Origin of the sequence: Kitasatospora humi, assembly GCF_020907985.1 — a bacterium.
GTDB lineage: Bacteria > Actinomycetota > Actinomycetes > Streptomycetales > Streptomycetaceae > Kitasatospora > Kitasatospora humi.
In genome coordinates, this window is record NZ_JAJJPA010000004.1 from 181,154 (window position 1) to 198,026 (window position 16,873).

Genomic DNA, 16,873 nt, shown 5'->3' on the forward strand with positions numbered 1-16,873 from the left:
CGGTGCCCGGGAGACGGTTGTACGCGTCTGATTGCGCTACTTGCCCGCCTGGGAAATCGCGACCCGCATAGGATGCGATCAGTGCACCAGGCGGACGGAGCACACGGCTCGCGCCCGCGGCTGGTGCCCCTGAGGGAGGTCCGCGGCAGTGACCAGCGAGGTCGATCAGGTAGAGGCGGCAGGCGGCGACCCCGGTGGCGCCGACCGGGCTGCGGAGCGCACGTCGTCGGACGCGCCGTCCCGGCGGGACAAGCCGGTCCGCCGGGTGGACAGGGTGATCATCCGGTTCGCGGGGGACTCGGGTGACGGAATGCAGCTGACCGGTGACAGGTTCACCTCGGAGACGGCGGCGTTCGGCAACGACCTGTCCACCCTGCCGAACTTCCCGGCCGAGATCCGTGCTCCCCAGGGCACCCTGCCCGGTGTGTCGAGCTTCCAACTCCACTTCGCCGACCACGACATCCTCACCCCCGGGGACGCGCCCAACGTGCTGGTCGCGATGAACCCGGCCGCGTTGAAGGCGAACCTGGCGGACCTGCCGCGCGGCGCGGAGATCATCGTCGACACCGACGAGTTCACCAAGCGCGCGCTGGCCAAGGTCGGCTACGCGGCCGACCCACTGGCCGACGGCTCGCTCTCCGGCTACCACCTGCACAAGGTTCCGCTGACCACGCTCACCCTGGAGGCACTGAAGGACAGCGGACTGCAGCGCAAGGACGCGGGCCGGGCGAAGAACATGTTCGCCCTCGGCCTGCTGTCCTGGATGTACCACCGCCCGACCGAGGGCACAGAGAAGTTCCTGCGCGGCAAGTTCGCCGGGAAGCCGGCCATCGCCGAGGCCAACATCAAGGCGTTCCGGGCGGGTTGGAACTTCGGTGAGACCACCGAGGACTTCGCGGTCTCCTACGAGGTGCCGCCGGCCAAGCTCCCGGCCGGCACCTACCGCAACATCTCCGGCAACCTGGCGCTCTCCTACGGGCTGATCGCGGCCGCGCAGCGCTCCGGGCTGCCGCTCTTCCTCGGCTCGTACCCGATCACGCCGGCCTCGGACATCCTGCACGAACTCAGCAAGCACAAGAACTTCGGCGTGCGGACCTTCCAGGCGGAGGACGAGATCGCGGGCATCGGCGCCGCGCTGGGCGCGGCCTTCGGGGGCGCGCTGGGGGTCACCACGACGTCGGGGCCGGGGGTGGCGCTGAAGTCGGAGACCATCGGCCTGGCGGTCTCGCTCGAACTCCCGCTGCTGGTCGTCGACATCCAGCGCGGTGGCCCGTCCACCGGTCTGCCGACCAAGACCGAGCAGGCCGATCTGCTGCAGGCCATGTTCGGCCGCAACGGTGAGGCGCCGGTGCCGATCGTCGCGCCGGCCACTCCCGCGGAGTGCTTCGGCGCCGCGCTGGAGGCGGCGCGGATCGCGGTCACCTACCGGACGCCGGTGATGCTGCTGTCCGACGGGTACCTGGCCAACGGCTCGGAGCCGTGGCGGATCCCGGCGGTGGACGAACTTCCGCTCATCTCCCCCGACTTCGCGAGTGAGCCCAACGCGGAGGGCGGCGCGTTCCACCCGTACCGGCGCGACCCGCGGACCCTGGCCCGGCCGTGGGCGGTGCCCGGCACGGCCGGCCTCGAGCACCGGATCGGCGGGATCGAGAAGCAGGACGGCACCGGGAACATCTCCTACGACCCGGCCAACCACGACCTGATGGTCCGCACCCGGCAGGCGAAGGTCGACGGCATTGCCGTTCCCCGACTGGAGGTTGACGATCCGTCGGGTCGCGCCCGGGTGCTGGCGATCGGTTGGGGTTCGACGTACGGGCCCATCACCGCGGCCGTGCGCCGGGTGCGCGCCGACGGCGGCGAGATCGCCCAGGCGCACCTGCGCAACCTCAACCCCTTCCCCGCGAACCTGAGTTCGGTGCTCCGCGGGTACGACAAGGTGATCGTCCCGGAGATGAACCTCGGCCAACTCGCCCTCTTGCTGCGCGCGAAGTACCTGGTGGACGCCGAGTCCTACAACCAGGTGCGCGGACTGCCCTTCAAGGCGGCGCAGTTGGCGGACGTGTTGTGGGCGGCGATCGGCACCCTGGACGGAGAGACCCGATGAGCGACTTCCCTGCCCTGCACCTGGTCCCCAAGGCGGACGCGCCGCAGACCGCCAGGGACTTCAAGACCGACCAGGAGGTGCGCTGGTGCCCCGGGTGCGGTGACTACGTGATCCTCAACGCGGTGCAGTCCTTCATGCCGGAGCTGGGGATCCGGCGCGAGAACACCGTGTTCATCTCGGGCATCGGCTGCTCCTCGCGCTTCCCGTACTACATGAACACCTACGGCGTGCACTCGATCCACGGGCGCGCACCGGCGATCGCCACCGGGCTGGCCACCTCGCGCCGGGACCTCTCGGTGTGGGTGGTGACGGGTGACGGCGACGCCCTCTCCATCGGCGGCAACCATCTGATCCACGCCCTGCGCCGCAATGTGAACCTCAAGATCCTGCTCTTCAACAACCGCATCTACGGCCTCACCAAGGGCCAGTACTCACCGACCTCCGAGCTGGGCAAGATCACCAAGTCCACCCCGATGGGTTCGCTGGACGCGCCGTTCAACCCGGTCTCGCTCGCCCTCGGCGCCGAAGCCACCTTCGTCGCCCGGACCATCGACTCCGACCGCCCCCACCTCACCTCGGTCCTGCGCGCGGCTGCCCAGCACCAGGGCACGGCGCTGGTGGAGATCTACCAGAACTGCAACATCTTCAACGACGGAGCCTTCGACGTCCTCAAGGACGCCGCCAGCGCCGAACGCGCCCTGATCCGCCTCACCCACGGCGAGCCCATCGCCTTCGGCACCCGGGGCGTCTTCCGCCACCCGTCGACCGGCGAGCTCGAAGTCCGCGAGGTCACCGACGCCAACCGCGCCGACCTCCTGGTCCACGACGCCCACTCGCCCAGCCCGGTCACCGCCTTCGCCCTCTCCCGCCTGGCCGACAACGACACCCTGCACCAGACCCCGGTCGGCATCTTCCGCGACGTCGACCGCCCGGTCTACGACACCCTGATGGCCGACCAGCTGGAGGCGGCGGTGGCGCAGAAGGGCCCGGGCGACCTGGGCGCCCTGCTGACGGGCAGCGACACCTGGACGGTCGCCTGACACCGCGCGGCCGGCCCTGTGCGGTGATCGGCGGGGCCGGCCCTGTGCGGTGATCGGCGGGGCCCGGCCGCGCGGTGCTGCCCGCCTGACGGACAATCGTCCTGTGGTCACCGACGCCCAGCACCGCGACGCCCGGACACTCTGGGGTTACCTCCGGCTGCAGCATGTCCTCCGGCCCTGCGACGCGGCGATCGGGTTGGGTGGGCATGACCTCGGGGTGCCCGTGTGTGCCGCCGAGTTGTACCACCGGGGGCTGTTCCCGACGGTGGTGTTCAGTGGTGCCCGGAACCGCGTGAGGCCGGAGCTGTTCCCGCAGGGCGAGGCGGTGCGGTTCCGGGAGCGGGCGCTGGAGCTCGGGGTGCCGGAGACGGCGGTACTGCTGGAGCCGAGGGCGACCAACACCGGTGAGAACATCAGGTTTTCGCGGGCACTGCTGCCCGGCGTCCGGTCGGTGCTGCTGATTTCGATGCCGACCATGGAGCGGCGCGCCTACGCCACCTGCCGGAAGCTGTGGCCGGAGGTCGAGGTGCTGTGCGCCTCGGCGCCACGGGAGTTGGGCGAGTACCTGGCGGCCGTTGGCGACGAGGGCCACGTCATCGACATGCTCGTCGGTGAAGTGCAGCGGGTGATCGAGTACCCGGAGCGCGGCTTCACCATCGAGCAGCCCGTTCCGGAGGAGGTGCGCGCCGCCTACCTGCGCCTGCGCCGCGCCGGGTTCGACACCCGGCTCAGCAACTCCTGAGGCCCGGTTGCCCGGTTCGCGCGGGCACTGGCAGCCTGAAACCGTGATCAACGTTGAGCACGAGGACCCCTTCTTCCAGCACCGCCGACTGCTGTTCGGCACCGCCTACCGGATGCTCGGCAGCGTGGCCGACGCCGAGGACATCCTGCAGGACGCCTGGCTCAAATGGGCCGAGACCGACCGGTCCACCGTGCGGAACCCGCGGGCGTACCTGGTGCGCACGGTCACCAACCTCTCGCTGAACAAGCTGGGTTCGGCGCGGGCCCGCCGTGAGGCGTACGTCGGCCCCTGGCTGCCCGAGCCGCTGCTCACCACCCCGGACGTCGCCGAGCGCGCCGAGCTGGCCGAGTCCGTCTCCCTCGCCATGCTGGTGGTGCTGGAGACGCTCAGCCCCCTCGAACGGGCCGTGTTCGTGCTGCGCGAGGTGTTCGGCTACGCCAGCGGCGAGATCGCCGAGGCGCTGGGCAGGAGCGAGGCCGCGGTCCGGCAGACCGCGCACCGGGCGAAGGCGCACGTGGAGGCGCGGCGGCCGCGGTTCGAGACGGATCCCGGGCAGCGCCGGGAGGTGACCGAGCGGTTCCTGGCGGCGTGCCTGACCGGCGAGGCGAGCCGGGTGATGGAGCTGCTGGCGCCCGAGGTGACGTCGTGGTCGGACGGCGGCGGGGTGGTCCGCGCGGCCCGGCGGCCGCTGCACGGGCCGGACCACGTGGCGCGCTGGCTGCTCGGGGTGCTGCGCAAGCCCGATATGGCGGGCGTGTCCTGGAGCTTCGAGTGGATCAACGGCGAGGAGGGGCTGCTCCTGCGCGCCGCGGACGGCACGGTGCGGGGCTCGATCGGCTTCGACGTCCGCGACGGCGTGGTCTGCGGCCTGCGGGCGCAGCTGAATCCGGCGAAGCTGGCCGGGTTGACCCGGTCGGAGCCGTTCGACCCGTCGGTCGGGGGGAGCTGAGCGCGTCGTACCACCTGCTGGGCGCCGGCCGTCCCACTTGCTGGGAGCCAGGTGTGAGTCAGGACCTAAACAACCTTACGGAGATGACAGGGGCCTCCTCCGCCAGCTACGGTCAGCTCGATCGTGTGCTGCGTGGAGGAGAGAACGTGATGCCGCAGGAGAGTCGGAGCGAGACCGGCAGGGGACTCTGGTACGGCTTCGCCGCCTATGGCATCTGGGGGCTCTTCCCGCTCTACTGGCCGCTGCTGGAACCCAGTTCGGCCACCGAGATCCTGGCCGACCGGATGGTCTGGTCACTGGTCGCGGCGGTGGCGATCCTGGCGGTGCGCCGGCACTGGGCGTGGCTGCGCCCGCTGCTCAAGCAGCCCCGGCGGCTGGCGCTCAGCGCGCTGGCCGCCGTGGTGATCGCGGTCAACTGGGGCGTCTACATCTGGGCGGTCAACGCCGGACACGTGGTGGAGACCAGCCTCGGCTACTTCATCAACCCGCTGGTGACCATAGCCGCCGGCGTGCTGCTCCTTGGTGAGAGGCTGCGCCGGACCCAGTGGATCGCCGTCGGGATCGGCGTGCTGGCGGTGGCCGTGCTCACCCTCGGGTACGGGCGGCTGCCGTGGATCGCGCTCGTCCTGGCGTTCAGCTTCGGCAGTTACGGACTGCTGAAGAAGAAGGTGGCGCTCGGCGGTCTGGAGAGCTTCGCGCTGGAGGCGGGCTTCCTCTTCCCGTTCGCGCTCGCCTACCAGGTCTACCTGGCGCTGACCGGCCACTCGACGTTCAGCCACGGCGCCGGCCACAGCGCGCTGCTGATGCTCACCGGGCCGATCACCGCCGTGCCGCTGCTCTGCTTCGGCGCCGCCGCGATCCGGCTGCCGCTCTCCACCATCGGGCTGATGCAGTACCTGGCGCCGGTCTTCCAGTTCGTGATCGGGATCGCCTACGACCACGAGACCATGGCACCGGCCAACTGGGCCGGTTTCGGGCTGGTCTGGGTGGCACTGCTGCTGCTCTCCTGGGACGCCCTGCGCCGGACCCGGCCCCCGGTGGCCGCGCCGCGGGCGGCAGCGGCAGAACGTCCGGTCGAGGAGGGCGTACCCTCCGGACGGTAGCGTTTGCGTCGTCAGGCGATCAGGCCGTGATGTCCCGCGAGCTGAACCGCGCCCAGGCCGCCGCCCCGAAGACGGCCACGTAGAGCGCCTGCAGTCCGAGGTCGTGCAACACCCCGTCCCAGTAGACCGGGTGCCGCAGCAAGTCGGCGAAGGTCAGCCAGTAGTGCGTGAACAGCCACGGCTGGATCGCGGCCAACTGCGGGATGGTGTCCAGCACTTGGACGATCACGACCAGCCCCACCGTGCCGGCCATCGCGGCGATCCCGCTGCTCGTCAGGGTGGAGATGAACAGTCCGATCGCCACCAGTCCGGACAGCGAGACGGCCACCACGGCGGCGATCAGCACCATCCGCAGCAGCGACTCGCCGAGCGAGACGGTGTCCCCGGAGAGCAGCACCACCTTGCCGACCGGGAACAGCACCGACCCGGTGATCAGCCCGGTCAGCGCCACCGCCAGGGTGGCCGCCGCACAGAAGGCCAGCGCGGCGGTGAACTTGGCGGCGAGCAGCCTGATCCGCCCGGCCGGCGCCACCAGCAGGTAACGCAGCGTGCCGGAGGTGGCCTCACCGGCCACCGCGTCGCCCGCCACCACACCCACCGTCATCGGCAGGAAGATCGGCAGCGCGACGGCCAGCGAGGTGAAGGTCAGGAAGACGCCGTTCTGGGTGACCTGGGCGAGGAAGGGCGGGCCGCCGTCGCCGCCGCCGTGCAGGCCGCCGGTCTCGATCTTGACGACGACGCCGATCAGCACCGGCAGCGCGGCCAGCGCCCCGAGCAGCGCCATGGTGCGCACCCGGCGGAAGGTCAGCAGCAACTCGCTGCGGAACAGTGCCAGGAATCCGGACACCGTCGCCCGATCCGGCCCGGCGGCCACCCGAGGAGCGGCCCCGGCGGCTTCAGCGGCCTCAACCAGCGACATCGAATCCCTCTCCGGTCAGCGCCACGAAGGCGTCCTCCAAGGTGCCCCGCTCCAGTCCGAAACCGCGCACCCGCACCCCGGCCGCGATCAGCGCGGCGCACAGCTCGGGCAGCGACTCGTCCAGCGAACCGACCGGCGCGACACCGCTCGGATCGCCCTCGACCCGCCCGTCCAGCTGACCGTGGATCACCTGGATGGCCGTCACCCGGTGCGCCGCCAGCACCTCGGCCGCCCGCTCGGTGTCGGCAGTCCGCACCACCAGCCGCCCCTGGGCCCGGGCGGCCAGCTCGGCCACCGTGCCCTGCACCACCAGCCGGCCCTTGGACATCACGGCGGCATGGGTGCAGACCTGCTCGATCTCGTCCAGCAGGTGGGAGGAGAGGAAGACGGTGGTGCCCTCGGCGGCGACCTCCCGGACCAGCGCCCGGATCTCCCGCATGCCCTGCGGATCGAGGCCGTTGGTGGGCTCGTCCAGCACCAGCAGCTCCCGCGGCCGCAGCAGCGCCGAGGCCAGCCCGAGCCGCTGCTTCATGCCGAGTGAGTACGCCCGGGCCTTCTTGCCGGCCGCGGCCGACAGGCCCACCCGCTCCAGCGCCTCGGCGACCCGGGCGGAGCGGGTGCGCGGGTCGGAGGTGGGGTCGGCGGCGTCGAACCGGACCAGGTTGTCCCGGCCGCTGAGGAACCCGTAGAGCGCCGGGCCCTCGATCAGCGCGCCGACCCGGGGCAGCACCCGGCCCAGCGACTGCGGCATCGACTCGCCGAGCACCGTGGCGACGCCCGCGCTCGGCGCGACCAGGCCCATCAGCATCCGGATGGTGGTCGTCTTGCCGGAGCCGTTGGGCCCGAGGAACCCGAAGACGCTGCCGCGCGGCACGGTGAGGTCCAGCCCGTCGACGGCGAGCTGCCGGCCGAACCGCTTGGTCAGGCCCCGGGTGCGGATCACCGCCGCGCCGCCGACCGGGGCCGGAGCTTGCCCGCCCCGGCCCCGCACCGCGGTCTCCGGGCTCGGAGACCGCGCCACTACTTCACCCCGGCCGCGGCCTGCAGGACCGGCAGCGTGACGGCGCCGGCGTAGACCCGGTTGTCGTCGGTGACCAGCACGTTGATCACCTTGGTGCTGATCAGCCTGCCGCCGGCCACCGGCTTGCCCAGCGACTTGACCAGCTCGGCCGGGTTCTCGAGGCCCCTGGGGGCCTTGCCGTGGGCCGGCTGCCCCGCACGGCTCGAACCACTGCTCGAACCGCTGGGCGAACCGTTGGGCGAACCGCTGGCCGGCAGCTGGAAGGAGACCACCGTCGTCCAGTCCTGGCCGGTCACCTTGACGTCGTTCCCGCCGTGGCCGGCCGACCCGCCCTGCCCGTCCCGCTGGTGCGCACCGGCCGGCTGCTCGGTCACCTTGGCGCCCTTCGGCGGGGTGAACTGCCAGGTCGAGGCGGCCGGGTGGTCGAACGAGACGTCGGAGAAGCGGCTGTCGAACACGGTGCCGCCCGAACTCGCGGTGGCGGTCACGGCCAGCGGGGTGCCGGTGGCCGAGTCGATCGCGACCTTCACCTCGCCGATCGTCGAACCGGACTGCCTGGGTTTGACGCTCAGCTGGTAGGCGCTGCGCCCGGCCACCCTGGCGGTGCCGGCCACCGTGATGTCGGAGTTCGCCGCGTTGTCCGCGAGGAACCGCTGGGCGGCCTGCTGCGGGGTGTCGGGCACGTCGCCCGGCAGCTGACCGGGGGCGTCCGGCCGGCCCTGGCGCAGCCCGGTGTAGTGCACGGCCTGCTGGCTGCCGCTGTCCCAGGCCCAGGCCTGGTCGCCGTTGTGGATCAGGTCGTACTCGGCCAAGTCCTCCACCAGGGAGACCCGCTGCCTGTCGGGCCCGTCGGTCGCGATCCGCAGCGTGTGGCTGCCGCCGAGCAGCGCGGAGAGCCGGCTGGTCGGGTCGGCGCCGGAGTCGTCGTGCGCCTTGGCCTGCCCGCCGCCGGCCGCACCGGCCGTGCCGGCCACCCCGGCGGCCCCGCCGCCGTGCTGCACGAAGGCCAGCAGCTCGGCCGGCACGCCCAGGTCGGTGGAGACCCGGACGGTGCCGCTGAGCGCCTGGGTCCGTCCTCCAGCCTCCGGCTGGGAGGTGCCCCCACCGAGCACCTTGGTGACCAGCTGTTCGGCCGTCACCTGCGGCAGCGCCGGCGCGCTGTCGCTGGCCAGCGCCGGCACCACGGCGATGCCGGTGGCGGCGAGGGCCGCGACGGCCACCGGCACCATGACCCGCAGCGCCGTGCGCCGGCCGGCCCGGTACGGAACGCCGATCGGCTCGTCCGCACCGGGCGGTTCCTCGAATCCTGCGTGTTGCGTCATCGGTTCAGCCCCTCCATCGCCCGCTGTCACTGTTCGGGCGGTTCGCCAGTGCCACGTGGCTCGATGACATCCATTAGAGACCGGCCGGGCCCCCGGGGCATCGCCCACCAGGGCCAGAACGCAGTACACCGCAGGATTTAGTCAACCCTGAGAATCCCTCAGGGTCGTCGACCTCGGGGTACGCCTTCTGACGTATGGTCGGCCCATGGATGCGGCAGAGCACAGGCAACCGACCGAGACCGCGATGCGCCGGGCGTTGCGTCGGGCCAGAGACGGAGTGGCGCTGGACGCCGCCGAGGCCGCGGTGCTGCTCCAGGCCCGGGGCGCCGACCTGGCCGCGCTCTGCGCCGTCGCGGGCCGGATCCGGGACGCGGGGCTGGCCCAGGCCGGCCGCCCCGGTGTGATCACCTACTCCAAGAACGTCTTCGTCCCGCTCACCCGGCTCTGCCGGGACCGCTGCCACTACTGCACCTTCGCCACCGTCCCGGGCAAGCTGCGGCGGGCCGGGCACGGCCTCTACCTCTCCCCGGACGAGGTGCTGGAGATCGCCCGCCAGGGCGCCGCGCTGGGCTGCAAGGAGGCGCTCTTCACGCTCGGCGACCGCCCCGAGGACCGCTGGCCCGAGGCCCGCGAGTGGCTGGACGCGCACGGCTACGACGACACCATCGCCTACGTCCGCGCGATGGCGATACGAGTGCTGGAGGAGACCGGCCTGCTGCCGCACCTCAACCCCGGGGTGCTGGCCTGGACCGACTTCCAGCGGCTGAAGCCGGTCGCGCCGTCCATGGGGATGATGCTGGAGACCACCGCCGAGCGCCTCTGGTCCGAGCCGGGCAGCCCCCACTACGGCTCGCCGGACAAGGAGCCGGCGGTGCGCCTGCGCGCCCTGGAGGACGCCGGGCGCAGCGCCGTCCCGTTCACCACCGGGCTGCTGATCGGCATCGGCGAGACCCACCAGGAGCGGGCCGAGTCGATCCTGGCGATCCGCTCGGTGGCCCGGCAGTACCACGGCATCCAGGAAGTGATCATCCAGAACTTCCGCGCCAAGCCGGACACCGTGATGCGGTCCCGGCCGGACGCCGAGCTGACCGAGCTGGCCGCCGCGATCGCGGTGACCCGGCTGGTGATGGGTCCGTCCGCCCGGATCCAGGCGCCGCCGAACCTGGTGGCCGGGGAGTACCAGCAGATGATCGACGCCGGCATCGACGACTGGGGCGGGGTCTCGCCGGTGACGCCGGACCACGTCAGCCCGGAGGCGCCGTGGCCCGCGATCGAGCAGCTGGCCGCCCGCACCGCGGCCGCCGGCTTCGAGATGCGCGAGCGGCTCACCGTCTACCCCGAGTACGTGCTGCGCGGCGAGCCCTGGCTGGACCCGCGGCTGCGGCCGCACGTCGACGCGCTGGCCGACCCGGCCACCGGCCTGGCCCGCCCGGACGCGCCGGTGGTCGGCCGCCCGTGGCAGGAACCGGAGGACCTGCCGGCCGCCGCCGGCCGCACCGACCTGCACCGCACCATCGACACCCAGGGCCGCAGCCACGACCGCCGGGCCGACTTCGAGGAGGTCTACGGCGACTGGGAGGCGCTGCGCGAGCAGGTCGCCAAGATCCCCACCGGCAGGCTGGACGGGGACGTCCGGGCCGCCCTGGCGGTGGCCGCCGACGACCCGGGGAAGCTGACGGATGACCAGGCACTGGTCCTCTTCCAGGCCGACGGCCCGGCCCTGGACGCGCTCTGCGCCATCGCCGACGCGGTGCGGCGGGACGCGGTCGGCGACGAGGTGACCTACTGCGTCACCCGGAACATCAACTTCACCAACGTCTGCTACACCGGTTGCCGGTTCTGCGCCTTCGCCCAGCGCCGCACCGACGCCGACGCCTACACCCTGTCGCTGGAGCAGGTGGCCGAACGGGCCGCGCAGGCCTGGGAGGTCGGCGCCACCGAGGTGTGCATGCAGGGCGGCATCCACCCCGACCTGCCGGGCACGGCCTACTTCGACATCGCCCGCGCGGTGAAGGAGCGGGTGCCGGGCATCCACGTGCACGCCTTCTCGCCGATGGAGGTGGTCAACGGCGCGGCACGGACCGGCCTCCCGATCCGCGACTGGCTGGTCCGGGCCAAGGAGTCCGGGCTGGACAGCATCCCGGGCACGGCGGCGGAGATCCTGGACGACGAGGTGCGCTGGGTGCTGACCAAGGGCAAGCTGCCCGCGGCCACCTGGGTGGAGGTGGTCACCACCGCGCACCGGCTGGGCCTGCGCTCCTCGTCCACCATGATGTACGGGCACGTGGACACCCCCGCGCACTGGCTGGGCCACCTGCGGCTGCTGGCTCGGATCCAGCAGGAGACCGGCGGGTTCACCGAGTTCGTCACGCTGCCGTTCATCCACACCAACGCGCCGGTCTACCTGGCCGGGATCGCCCGCCCCGGGCCGACCCACCGGGACAACCGGGCGGTGGTGGCGATGGCCCGGCTGCTGCTGCACCCGCACATCCGCAACGTCCAGACCAGCTGGGTGAAGCTGGGCGCGGACGGCGCCGCCGAGATGCTCCGCAGCGGTGCCAACGACCTGGGCGGCACCCTGATGGAGGAGACCATCTCCCGGATGGCCGGCTCCGCCTACGGCAGCTACAAGTCGATCCGCGAGCTGGAGGCGATCGCCGCCGCCGCCGGCCGTCCGGCCCGCCAGCGCACCACCGACTACGGCGAGGTGCCGGCCGAGCGCCGGGCCGCCGCGCTCGCCTCGGACGGCCACCTGCCGCAGCTGCTGCCGGTGCTGGACTGAGCCGCCGCCGAGGACGCTGGCGTTGACGTCGGCGTCAAGGTCTACCGTCGACCGAGGCACCTCCCGGCGGGGGCCGGGGAGAGCGGGAGGCAGGCGCGATGCGGATCGGTGAGCTGGCGGCACGGGCGGGGACCACCACCCGGACGCTGCGGTACTACGAGTCGCGCGGCCTGCTCACCGCGCGGCGCAGCGGCAACGGCTACCGCAGCTACGGTGAGGCCGAGTTGCAGCTGGTCCGGCAGATCCGCCTGCTCCAGGACTTCGGGTTCGAGCTGGAGGACACCCGCCCGTTCGTGGAGTGCCTGCGGGCCGGACACCCGGAGGGCGACTCCTGCCCGGCGTCGCTGGAGGTGTACCGGCGCAAGCTGGCCGAACTCGACGCCTGCCTGGCCCGGCTCGGCGAGGTGCGCGAGCAGGTCGCCGGCCAGCTGGCCCGGGCCGAGCTGGCGGCGGCCACCGCCGAGCCGCGCTGCGAACTGACCGACGAGTGGAGGAACGAGGACGATGGCTGACGGACTGACCCAGGTGACCGACGCGACCTTCGCCGACGAGGTGCTGGGCAGCGACCTCCCGGTGCTGGTGGACTTCACCGCCGACTGGTGCCCGCCGTGCCGGCAGATCGCCCCGGTGCTGGCCGCGGTGGCCGCCGAGGAGGCGCACCGGCTCAAGGTCGTGGCGGTGGACGTGGACCGCAACCCGCAGACCCAGGCGGCCTACGGAGTGCTGTCGATGCCGACCCTGATGGTGTTCCGCGGCGGGCAGCCGGTGAAGTCGATGGTGGGCGCCCGGGCCAAGACCCGGCTGCTGCGTGAGCTGTCCGAGGTGCTCTGACGGGTCCGTCCGGCAACGCGCCGCGAATCCCGTTGCGGTTCTCCGTGGGCGATCCCTATGCTCGGTGCCCCGACACGGCGACGGAGACGAGTAGCCGCGGGAAAATGCGAGCCGAGAGAGCCGCCGGCAGCTGTGAAGGCGGACTCGCACCCCGTGGCGAAGACACTCCCGAGGGTCGGCAGGCACGACCGAATGAGGCCGCCGCCCGCGGGCGGCGGTGAAAGCGCGGTGGCACCGCGAGTCACCCTTCTCGCCCGCGCTTCCAAGGGATCAGCCGAGGTCCGCGGAGGACTGCGATGATCCACCCCACCGAGAGCACCACCCGCACCCTGGTCCGCGACCTGCGTTCGCGGATCGGGCGGACCGTCACCGTCTGCGGCTGGGTGCAGACGTCACGCCTGCAGAGCGTGATGCAGTTCGTCCTGGTCCGCGACCACACCGGCACCGTCCAGGTGACCCACCGGCGCGACGGCGGTGAGGTGGAGGCCGTGCTGGACGGCGCCGCCACCGAGTCCGCGGTCCGGGTGACCGGCCGGGTGGTCGACAACCCGGTGGTCAAGCTGGGCGGCCTGGAGCTCGTCCCGGAGGCGGTCGAGGTGGTGGCGCCGGCCACCGCTCCGCTGCCGATCGACGAGCAGTCGGGCCCCGAACACCGCCTGGACTGGCGGTTCCTGGACATCCGCCGGCGGCCCGCCGCCCGGTTGGGCTTCACCGTGGCCGCCACCCTGGAGCAGGGCCTGCGCGAGTACGCCCAGGCGCACGGCTGTACCGAGCTGCACACCCCGAAGCTGATGGGCACCGCCTCCGAGTCCGGTGCCGAGGTGTTCCGGGTCGACTACTTCGGCGGCAGCGCCTACCTCGCCCAATCCCCGCAGTTCTACAAGCAGATGGCGATCGCCTCCGGGATCGACCGGGTCTTCGAGGTCGGCCCGGTCTTCAGGGCCGAGCCGTCCTACACCTCCCGGCACGCCACCGAGTTCACCGGGGTCGACGTGGAACTCGGCTGGACCCGCGACGCGGAGGAGGTGCAAGCCTTCGAGGAGGGCATGATCGCGCACGCCCTCGGGCTGGTGGCCGAGCGCCACGGCACGGAGATCCGGGCGGAGTTCGGGGTCGAGGTGACCGTGCCGACGACGCCGTTCCCGAGGCTCGCCATGGCCGAGGCGCAGGAGCTGCTGCGCGCCGCGGGCTGGGACCGGGAGGGTGCGAAGACCGACCTCGACCCGGAGGGCGAGCGGCTGCTCGGCTCGCTGGTGCGGGAGCGGACCGGCCACCAGTTCGTCTTCGTCACCCACTACCCGGCGAGCATCCGGCCGTTCTACCACGCCCGCCCGGGGGGGCGGCCGGACCTGACGCTCAGCTTCGACCTGCTCTGGCAGGGCCTGGAGGTCACCACCGGCGCGCAGCGCGAGCACCGCTACGACGTGCTCACCGCGCAGGCCGCCGAGAAGGGCATGTCGCTGGAACCGCTCACCGACTACCTCAACTGCTTCCGCTACGGCTGCCCGCCGCACGGCGGCTTCGGGATGGGCCTGAGTCGGATGCTGATGGTGCTGCTCGGCCTCGGTTCGATCCGGGACGCGGTCTTCCTGTTCCGCGGGCCCAATCGGCTGACGCCCTGAGGCACCGGCTCGTGTGACGGAAGCGAGTCCTGTGACGGAAACGAGTCCTGTGACGGAAACGTGTCTTGTGACGGACCCGTCGCAACCGGGCACCTCGACGAACTACAGTGCGAGGCGCCCGGGCGGCCCCGGGCGCCGTACCGCCGCCCAGTGAAAGGCGCTCATCCGTGATACCCCTGTGGTCGCGTGCCCAGCAGCAGGACTACCGCAGCCGCGTGCGCGGAGTGCTGCTCGGCGGGGCGCTCGGCGACGCGCTCGGCGCCGGCATCGAGTTCGACTCGATCGGGGCGATCCGCGCCGCCCACGGCCCGGACGGCGTCACCGGCCTCACGCCCGCCTACGGGCGGCGCGGGGCCGTCACCGACGACACCCAGATGGTGCTGTGGACCGTCGACGGCCTCATCCGGGCCCATGTCCGGCAGGCCGTCGGCGGCTGGCACCCGCCCACCGACGTGCAGCACGCCTATCTGCGCTGGGCCGCCACCCAGGCCGACTGGGGCCCTGACGAGCGCCGGGCCGACCTGGGCTGGCTGGGCCGCGAGGAGTGGCTCTACGCCCGGCGGGCACCCGGCCAGGCCTGCCTGTCCGCGCTCACCGGCCCGGACGCCGGGCGGCTCGGCACCCTGGCGCAGCCCAAGAACCCCGATTCCAAGGGCTGCGGCACGGTGATGCGGGCCGCGCCGTTCGGGCTGCTGATCGGCTGGGATCCGGCGCTGGTGTTCCAACTCGCCGTTGAATGCTCGGTGCTGACCCATGGGCACCCCACCGGCTACCTGTCGGCCGGCGCCCTGGCGGTGATCGTCCACAGCGTGCTGCGCGGCGGCACGGTGGAGGAGGGCGTGGAGCTGGCGCTGGCGCTGCTGGCCGAGCGGCCGGACCACCTGGAGACGGCGGAGGCGCTGCGCGGGGCGCTGGCGGCCGTGCGCGCGGGCGAGCCGTCGGCGCGGCGGGTGGCCGCACTGGGCGAGGGTTGGGTGGCCGAGGAGGCGCTGGCGATCGGGGTGTACTGCGCGCTGGTGGCCGAGGACGTGCGCTCGGGGCTGCTGCTGTCGGTCAACCACTCCGGGGACAGCGACTCGACCGGGACGGTCTGCGGGAGCCTGCTGGGCGCGCTGCACGGGGAGACGGCGCTGCCGGGGGAGTGGCTGGCCGAGCTGGAGGGCCGGGGCACCATCCTGCAACTGGCCGACGATCTGGTGCTGGAGCTCAGCCAGGGGGCCGAGTTGCACGGTCCCGGCGCGGGGCCGGCCTGGCGGGAGCGCTACCCCGTGGGGTGAGCGGCAGCGCAACCGCCAGGCCGGATCCGTGACTTGTCCGTTGCCTTGCTCAACTCGCCGAAGCCGCAGGGTCAGCAGCCACCGAAACGTCCGCCGGCCGCCGCGCCGGCGAAGGCCCGCCAGGCGGACCGGGAGAAGTGCAGCCGGGGGCCCGCCTCGTCCTTGGAGTCCCGCACCGCCACCACGGCCGGTGCCGGTTCGGCGACCTCCACGCAGTTGCCGTTCGGGCCACTGTGGCTGCTCTTGCGCCAACTCGGTTCAGCGGTCTGGACCTTGAATCGCATTCTCGTATGCCTCCGCATAGGTATTGATCAACGACCGGGATTCGGCGACCCCGAACGCGGCCGCGCGCAGGTGGTCGTAGAGACCGGTATAGCGGCGGACATCCTGGTCCTTCTCCAGATAGAGGTCGCTCGTCACACCTTCGAAGTAGACGACCGTCGAATCGGCTGACTCGGGGAACTCCAGGAGGGAGAATGTCCCGGTCATGCCCGGGTGGGCGCCGTACTGGAACGGCACCACCTGGATGTTGACGTTGGCGCGCTCGCTCACTTCCAGCAGCTTGCGCATCTGGCCGGCCATCACCGCCGGCCCGCCGACCTCGCGGGCCAGCACCGCCTCGTCTATGACCGACCAGAAGCTGGACAGTTGGTCCTCGCCGGAGAGCCGGTCCTGCCGCTTGAGCCGCACCTCCACCCGCTGCCGCATCGCCTCCATGGTGGTGTCCGGCTGGGTGCCGAGCACCGACGCCTCCGCGTACTCGCGGGTCTGCAGCAACCCGGGCACGAAGGACGACTCGTAGGAGCGGATCGAGTACGCCTCCATCTCCAGGCCGATGTAGACGCTGTACGGGATGTCGCCGAAGTCGTTCCACCAGCCGCGCTGCTTGGACTCCTTGGCCATCTCCATCAGGCTGTTGCGCAGCTTGGCGTCGGTGACCTCGTAGACGTCGCACAGGTCGCGGACGTCGCGCGGGCTGATGCTGCGGCGGCCGTTCTCCAGGCGGCTGATCTTCGACTGCGAGACGATCAGGCGCTCGGCGACCTGCTCGGCCGTCATGCCCTTCTGCTCGCGCAGTCGGCGCAGCTCAGCGCCCAGCCTCCGGCGCCGGACTGTGGGATTGACGCTGGCGGACACATCGACCTCCGGCAGTACCTCTGG

15 protein-coding genes are annotated in these 16,873 nt (G+C 72.3%); 10 read left to right on the forward strand and 5 right to left on the reverse strand.

What is annotated here, in order from left to right; genetic code table 11:
* The first annotated feature begins 265 nt into the window (after nucleotides 1–265).
* The 5 genes from LN042_RS06530 to rarD all read left to right on the forward strand — a co-directional run bounded on the left by LN042_RS06530 (nucleotide 266) and on the right by rarD (nucleotide 5,938).
* Nucleotides 266–2,104, forward strand: coding sequence for a 2-oxoacid:acceptor oxidoreductase subunit alpha (locus LN042_RS06530; protein ID WP_230049497.1), 1,839 nt, complete (start codon nucleotides 266–268; stop codon nucleotides 2,102–2,104).
* Nucleotides 2,101–3,144 (forward strand): 2-oxoacid:ferredoxin oxidoreductase subunit beta, encoded by a 1,044-nt coding sequence (locus tag LN042_RS06535; RefSeq protein ID WP_230049315.1) that lies wholly within the window; start codon nucleotides 2,101–2,103, stop codon nucleotides 3,142–3,144. Before LN042_RS06530 ends, LN042_RS06535 begins: the two co-directional genes overlap by 4 nt.
* Nucleotides 3,145–3,247: 103 nt before the next feature.
* A complete protein-coding gene (locus LN042_RS06540) occupies nucleotides 3,248–3,886 on the forward strand; it encodes a YdcF family protein (RefSeq protein WP_504871018.1) in 639 nt (212 codons plus the stop codon).
* 7 nt (nucleotides 3,887–3,893) lie between these two features.
* The gene (locus LN042_RS06545; protein ID WP_372495678.1) at nucleotides 3,894–4,835 is read left to right on the forward strand and encodes an RNA polymerase sigma-70 factor; all 942 of its coding nucleotides are present in this window, start codon (nucleotides 3,894–3,896) and stop codon (nucleotides 4,833–4,835) included.
* A 149-nt stretch (nucleotides 4,836–4,984) separates the two neighbouring features.
* Nucleotides 4,985–5,938, forward strand: coding sequence for an EamA family transporter RarD (rarD, locus tag LN042_RS06550; RefSeq protein ID WP_230049317.1), 954 nt, complete (start codon nucleotides 4,985–4,987; stop codon nucleotides 5,936–5,938).
* A 19-nt stretch (nucleotides 5,939–5,957) separates the two neighbouring features.
* Here the strand turns inward: rarD and LN042_RS06555 are convergent, their stop codons facing one another.
* Genes LN042_RS06555 through LN042_RS06565 form a run of 3 tightly spaced genes read right to left on the reverse strand, consistent with a single transcriptional unit; the run spans nucleotide 5,958 to nucleotide 9,200 of the window.
* On the reverse strand, nucleotides 5,958–6,857 hold the full coding sequence (locus tag LN042_RS06555; RefSeq protein WP_230049319.1) for an ABC transporter permease: 900 nt from the start codon (nucleotides 6,855–6,857) through the stop codon (nucleotides 5,958–5,960).
* Nucleotides 6,844–7,848 carry an ABC transporter ATP-binding protein gene (locus LN042_RS06560; protein WP_230049502.1) on the reverse strand — a complete coding sequence of 335 codons (1,005 nt, stop codon included), beginning with the start codon at nucleotides 7,846–7,848 and terminating at the stop codon, nucleotides 6,844–6,846. Before LN042_RS06560 ends, LN042_RS06555 begins: the two co-directional genes overlap by 14 nt.
* A gap of 29 nt (nucleotides 7,849–7,877) precedes the next feature.
* A complete protein-coding gene (locus LN042_RS06565; protein ID WP_230049321.1) occupies nucleotides 7,878–9,200 on the reverse strand; it encodes a LolA family protein in 1,323 nt (440 codons plus the stop codon).
* A 205-nt stretch (nucleotides 9,201–9,405) separates the two neighbouring features.
* Between LN042_RS06565 and LN042_RS06570 the strand changes: the two genes are divergently transcribed.
* From LN042_RS06570 to LN042_RS06590, 5 genes are all read left to right on the forward strand, one after another.
* Nucleotides 9,406–11,982: a bifunctional FO biosynthesis protein CofGH gene (locus tag LN042_RS06570; RefSeq protein ID WP_230049323.1), complete on the forward strand. Its 2,577-nt coding sequence runs from the start codon at nucleotides 9,406–9,408 to the stop codon at nucleotides 11,980–11,982.
* Nucleotides 11,983–12,080: 98 nt separating this feature from the next.
* Nucleotides 12,081–12,494, forward strand: coding sequence for a MerR family transcriptional regulator (locus LN042_RS06575; protein WP_230049325.1), 414 nt, complete (start codon nucleotides 12,081–12,083; stop codon nucleotides 12,492–12,494).
* Entirely contained in the window at nucleotides 12,487–12,813 is a 327-nt protein-coding gene (gene trxA / locus LN042_RS06580; protein ID WP_283843591.1) for a thioredoxin, read from the forward strand. The genes LN042_RS06575 and trxA overlap by 8 nt, the downstream gene beginning before the upstream one ends.
* 296 nt (nucleotides 12,814–13,109) lie before the next feature.
* Entirely contained in the window at nucleotides 13,110–14,435 is a 1,326-nt protein-coding gene (gene aspS / locus LN042_RS06585; protein ID WP_230049327.1) for an aspartate--tRNA(Asn) ligase, read from the forward strand.
* Between the two features lie 167 nt (nucleotides 14,436–14,602).
* Nucleotides 14,603–15,712, forward strand: a complete 1,110-nt coding sequence (locus LN042_RS06590; protein ID WP_230049329.1) for an ADP-ribosylglycohydrolase family protein — start codon at nucleotides 14,603–14,605, stop codon at nucleotides 15,710–15,712.
* Nucleotides 15,713–15,783: 71 nt separating this feature from the next.
* Here LN042_RS06590 and LN042_RS06595 read toward each other — a convergent pair whose 3' ends face one another.
* Nucleotides 15,784–15,996 (reverse strand): DUF397 domain-containing protein, encoded by a 213-nt coding sequence (locus LN042_RS06595; RefSeq protein WP_230049331.1) that lies wholly within the window; start codon nucleotides 15,994–15,996, stop codon nucleotides 15,784–15,786.
* Nucleotides 15,971–16,849, reverse strand: coding sequence for a helix-turn-helix domain-containing protein (locus LN042_RS06600; RefSeq protein WP_230049333.1), 879 nt, complete (start codon nucleotides 16,847–16,849; stop codon nucleotides 15,971–15,973). The genes LN042_RS06595 and LN042_RS06600 overlap by 26 nt, the downstream gene beginning before the upstream one ends.
* Nucleotides 16,850–16,873: the final 24 nt, after the last annotated feature.

Bases quoted from the DNA above. Each gene is read 5' to 3' on its own strand.
- aspS (WP_230049327.1), top strand. From the start codon at position 13,110: ATGATCCACCCCACCGAGAGCACCACCCGCACCCTGGTCCGCGACCTG.
- LN042_RS06575 (WP_230049325.1), top strand. From the start codon at position 12,081: ATGCGGATCGGTGAGCTGGCGGCACGGGCGGGGACCACCACCCGGACG.
- trxA (WP_283843591.1), top strand. From the start codon at position 12,487: ATGGCTGACGGACTGACCCAGGTGACCGACGCGACCTTCGCCGACGAG.
- LN042_RS06595 (WP_230049331.1), bottom strand. From the start codon at position 15,996: ATGCGATTCAAGGTCCAGACCGCTGAACCGAGTTGGCGCAAGAGCAGC.
- rarD (WP_230049317.1), top strand. From the start codon at position 4,985: ATGCCGCAGGAGAGTCGGAGCGAGACCGGCAGGGGACTCTGGTACGGC.
- LN042_RS06565 (WP_230049321.1), bottom strand. From the start codon at position 9,200: ATGACGCAACACGCAGGATTCGAGGAACCGCCCGGTGCGGACGAGCCG.
- LN042_RS06570 (WP_230049323.1), top strand. From the start codon at position 9,406: ATGGATGCGGCAGAGCACAGGCAACCGACCGAGACCGCGATGCGCCGG.
- LN042_RS06535 (WP_230049315.1), top strand. From the start codon at position 2,101: ATGAGCGACTTCCCTGCCCTGCACCTGGTCCCCAAGGCGGACGCGCCG.
- LN042_RS06555 (WP_230049319.1), bottom strand. From the start codon at position 6,857: ATGTCGCTGGTTGAGGCCGCTGAAGCCGCCGGGGCCGCTCCTCGGGTG.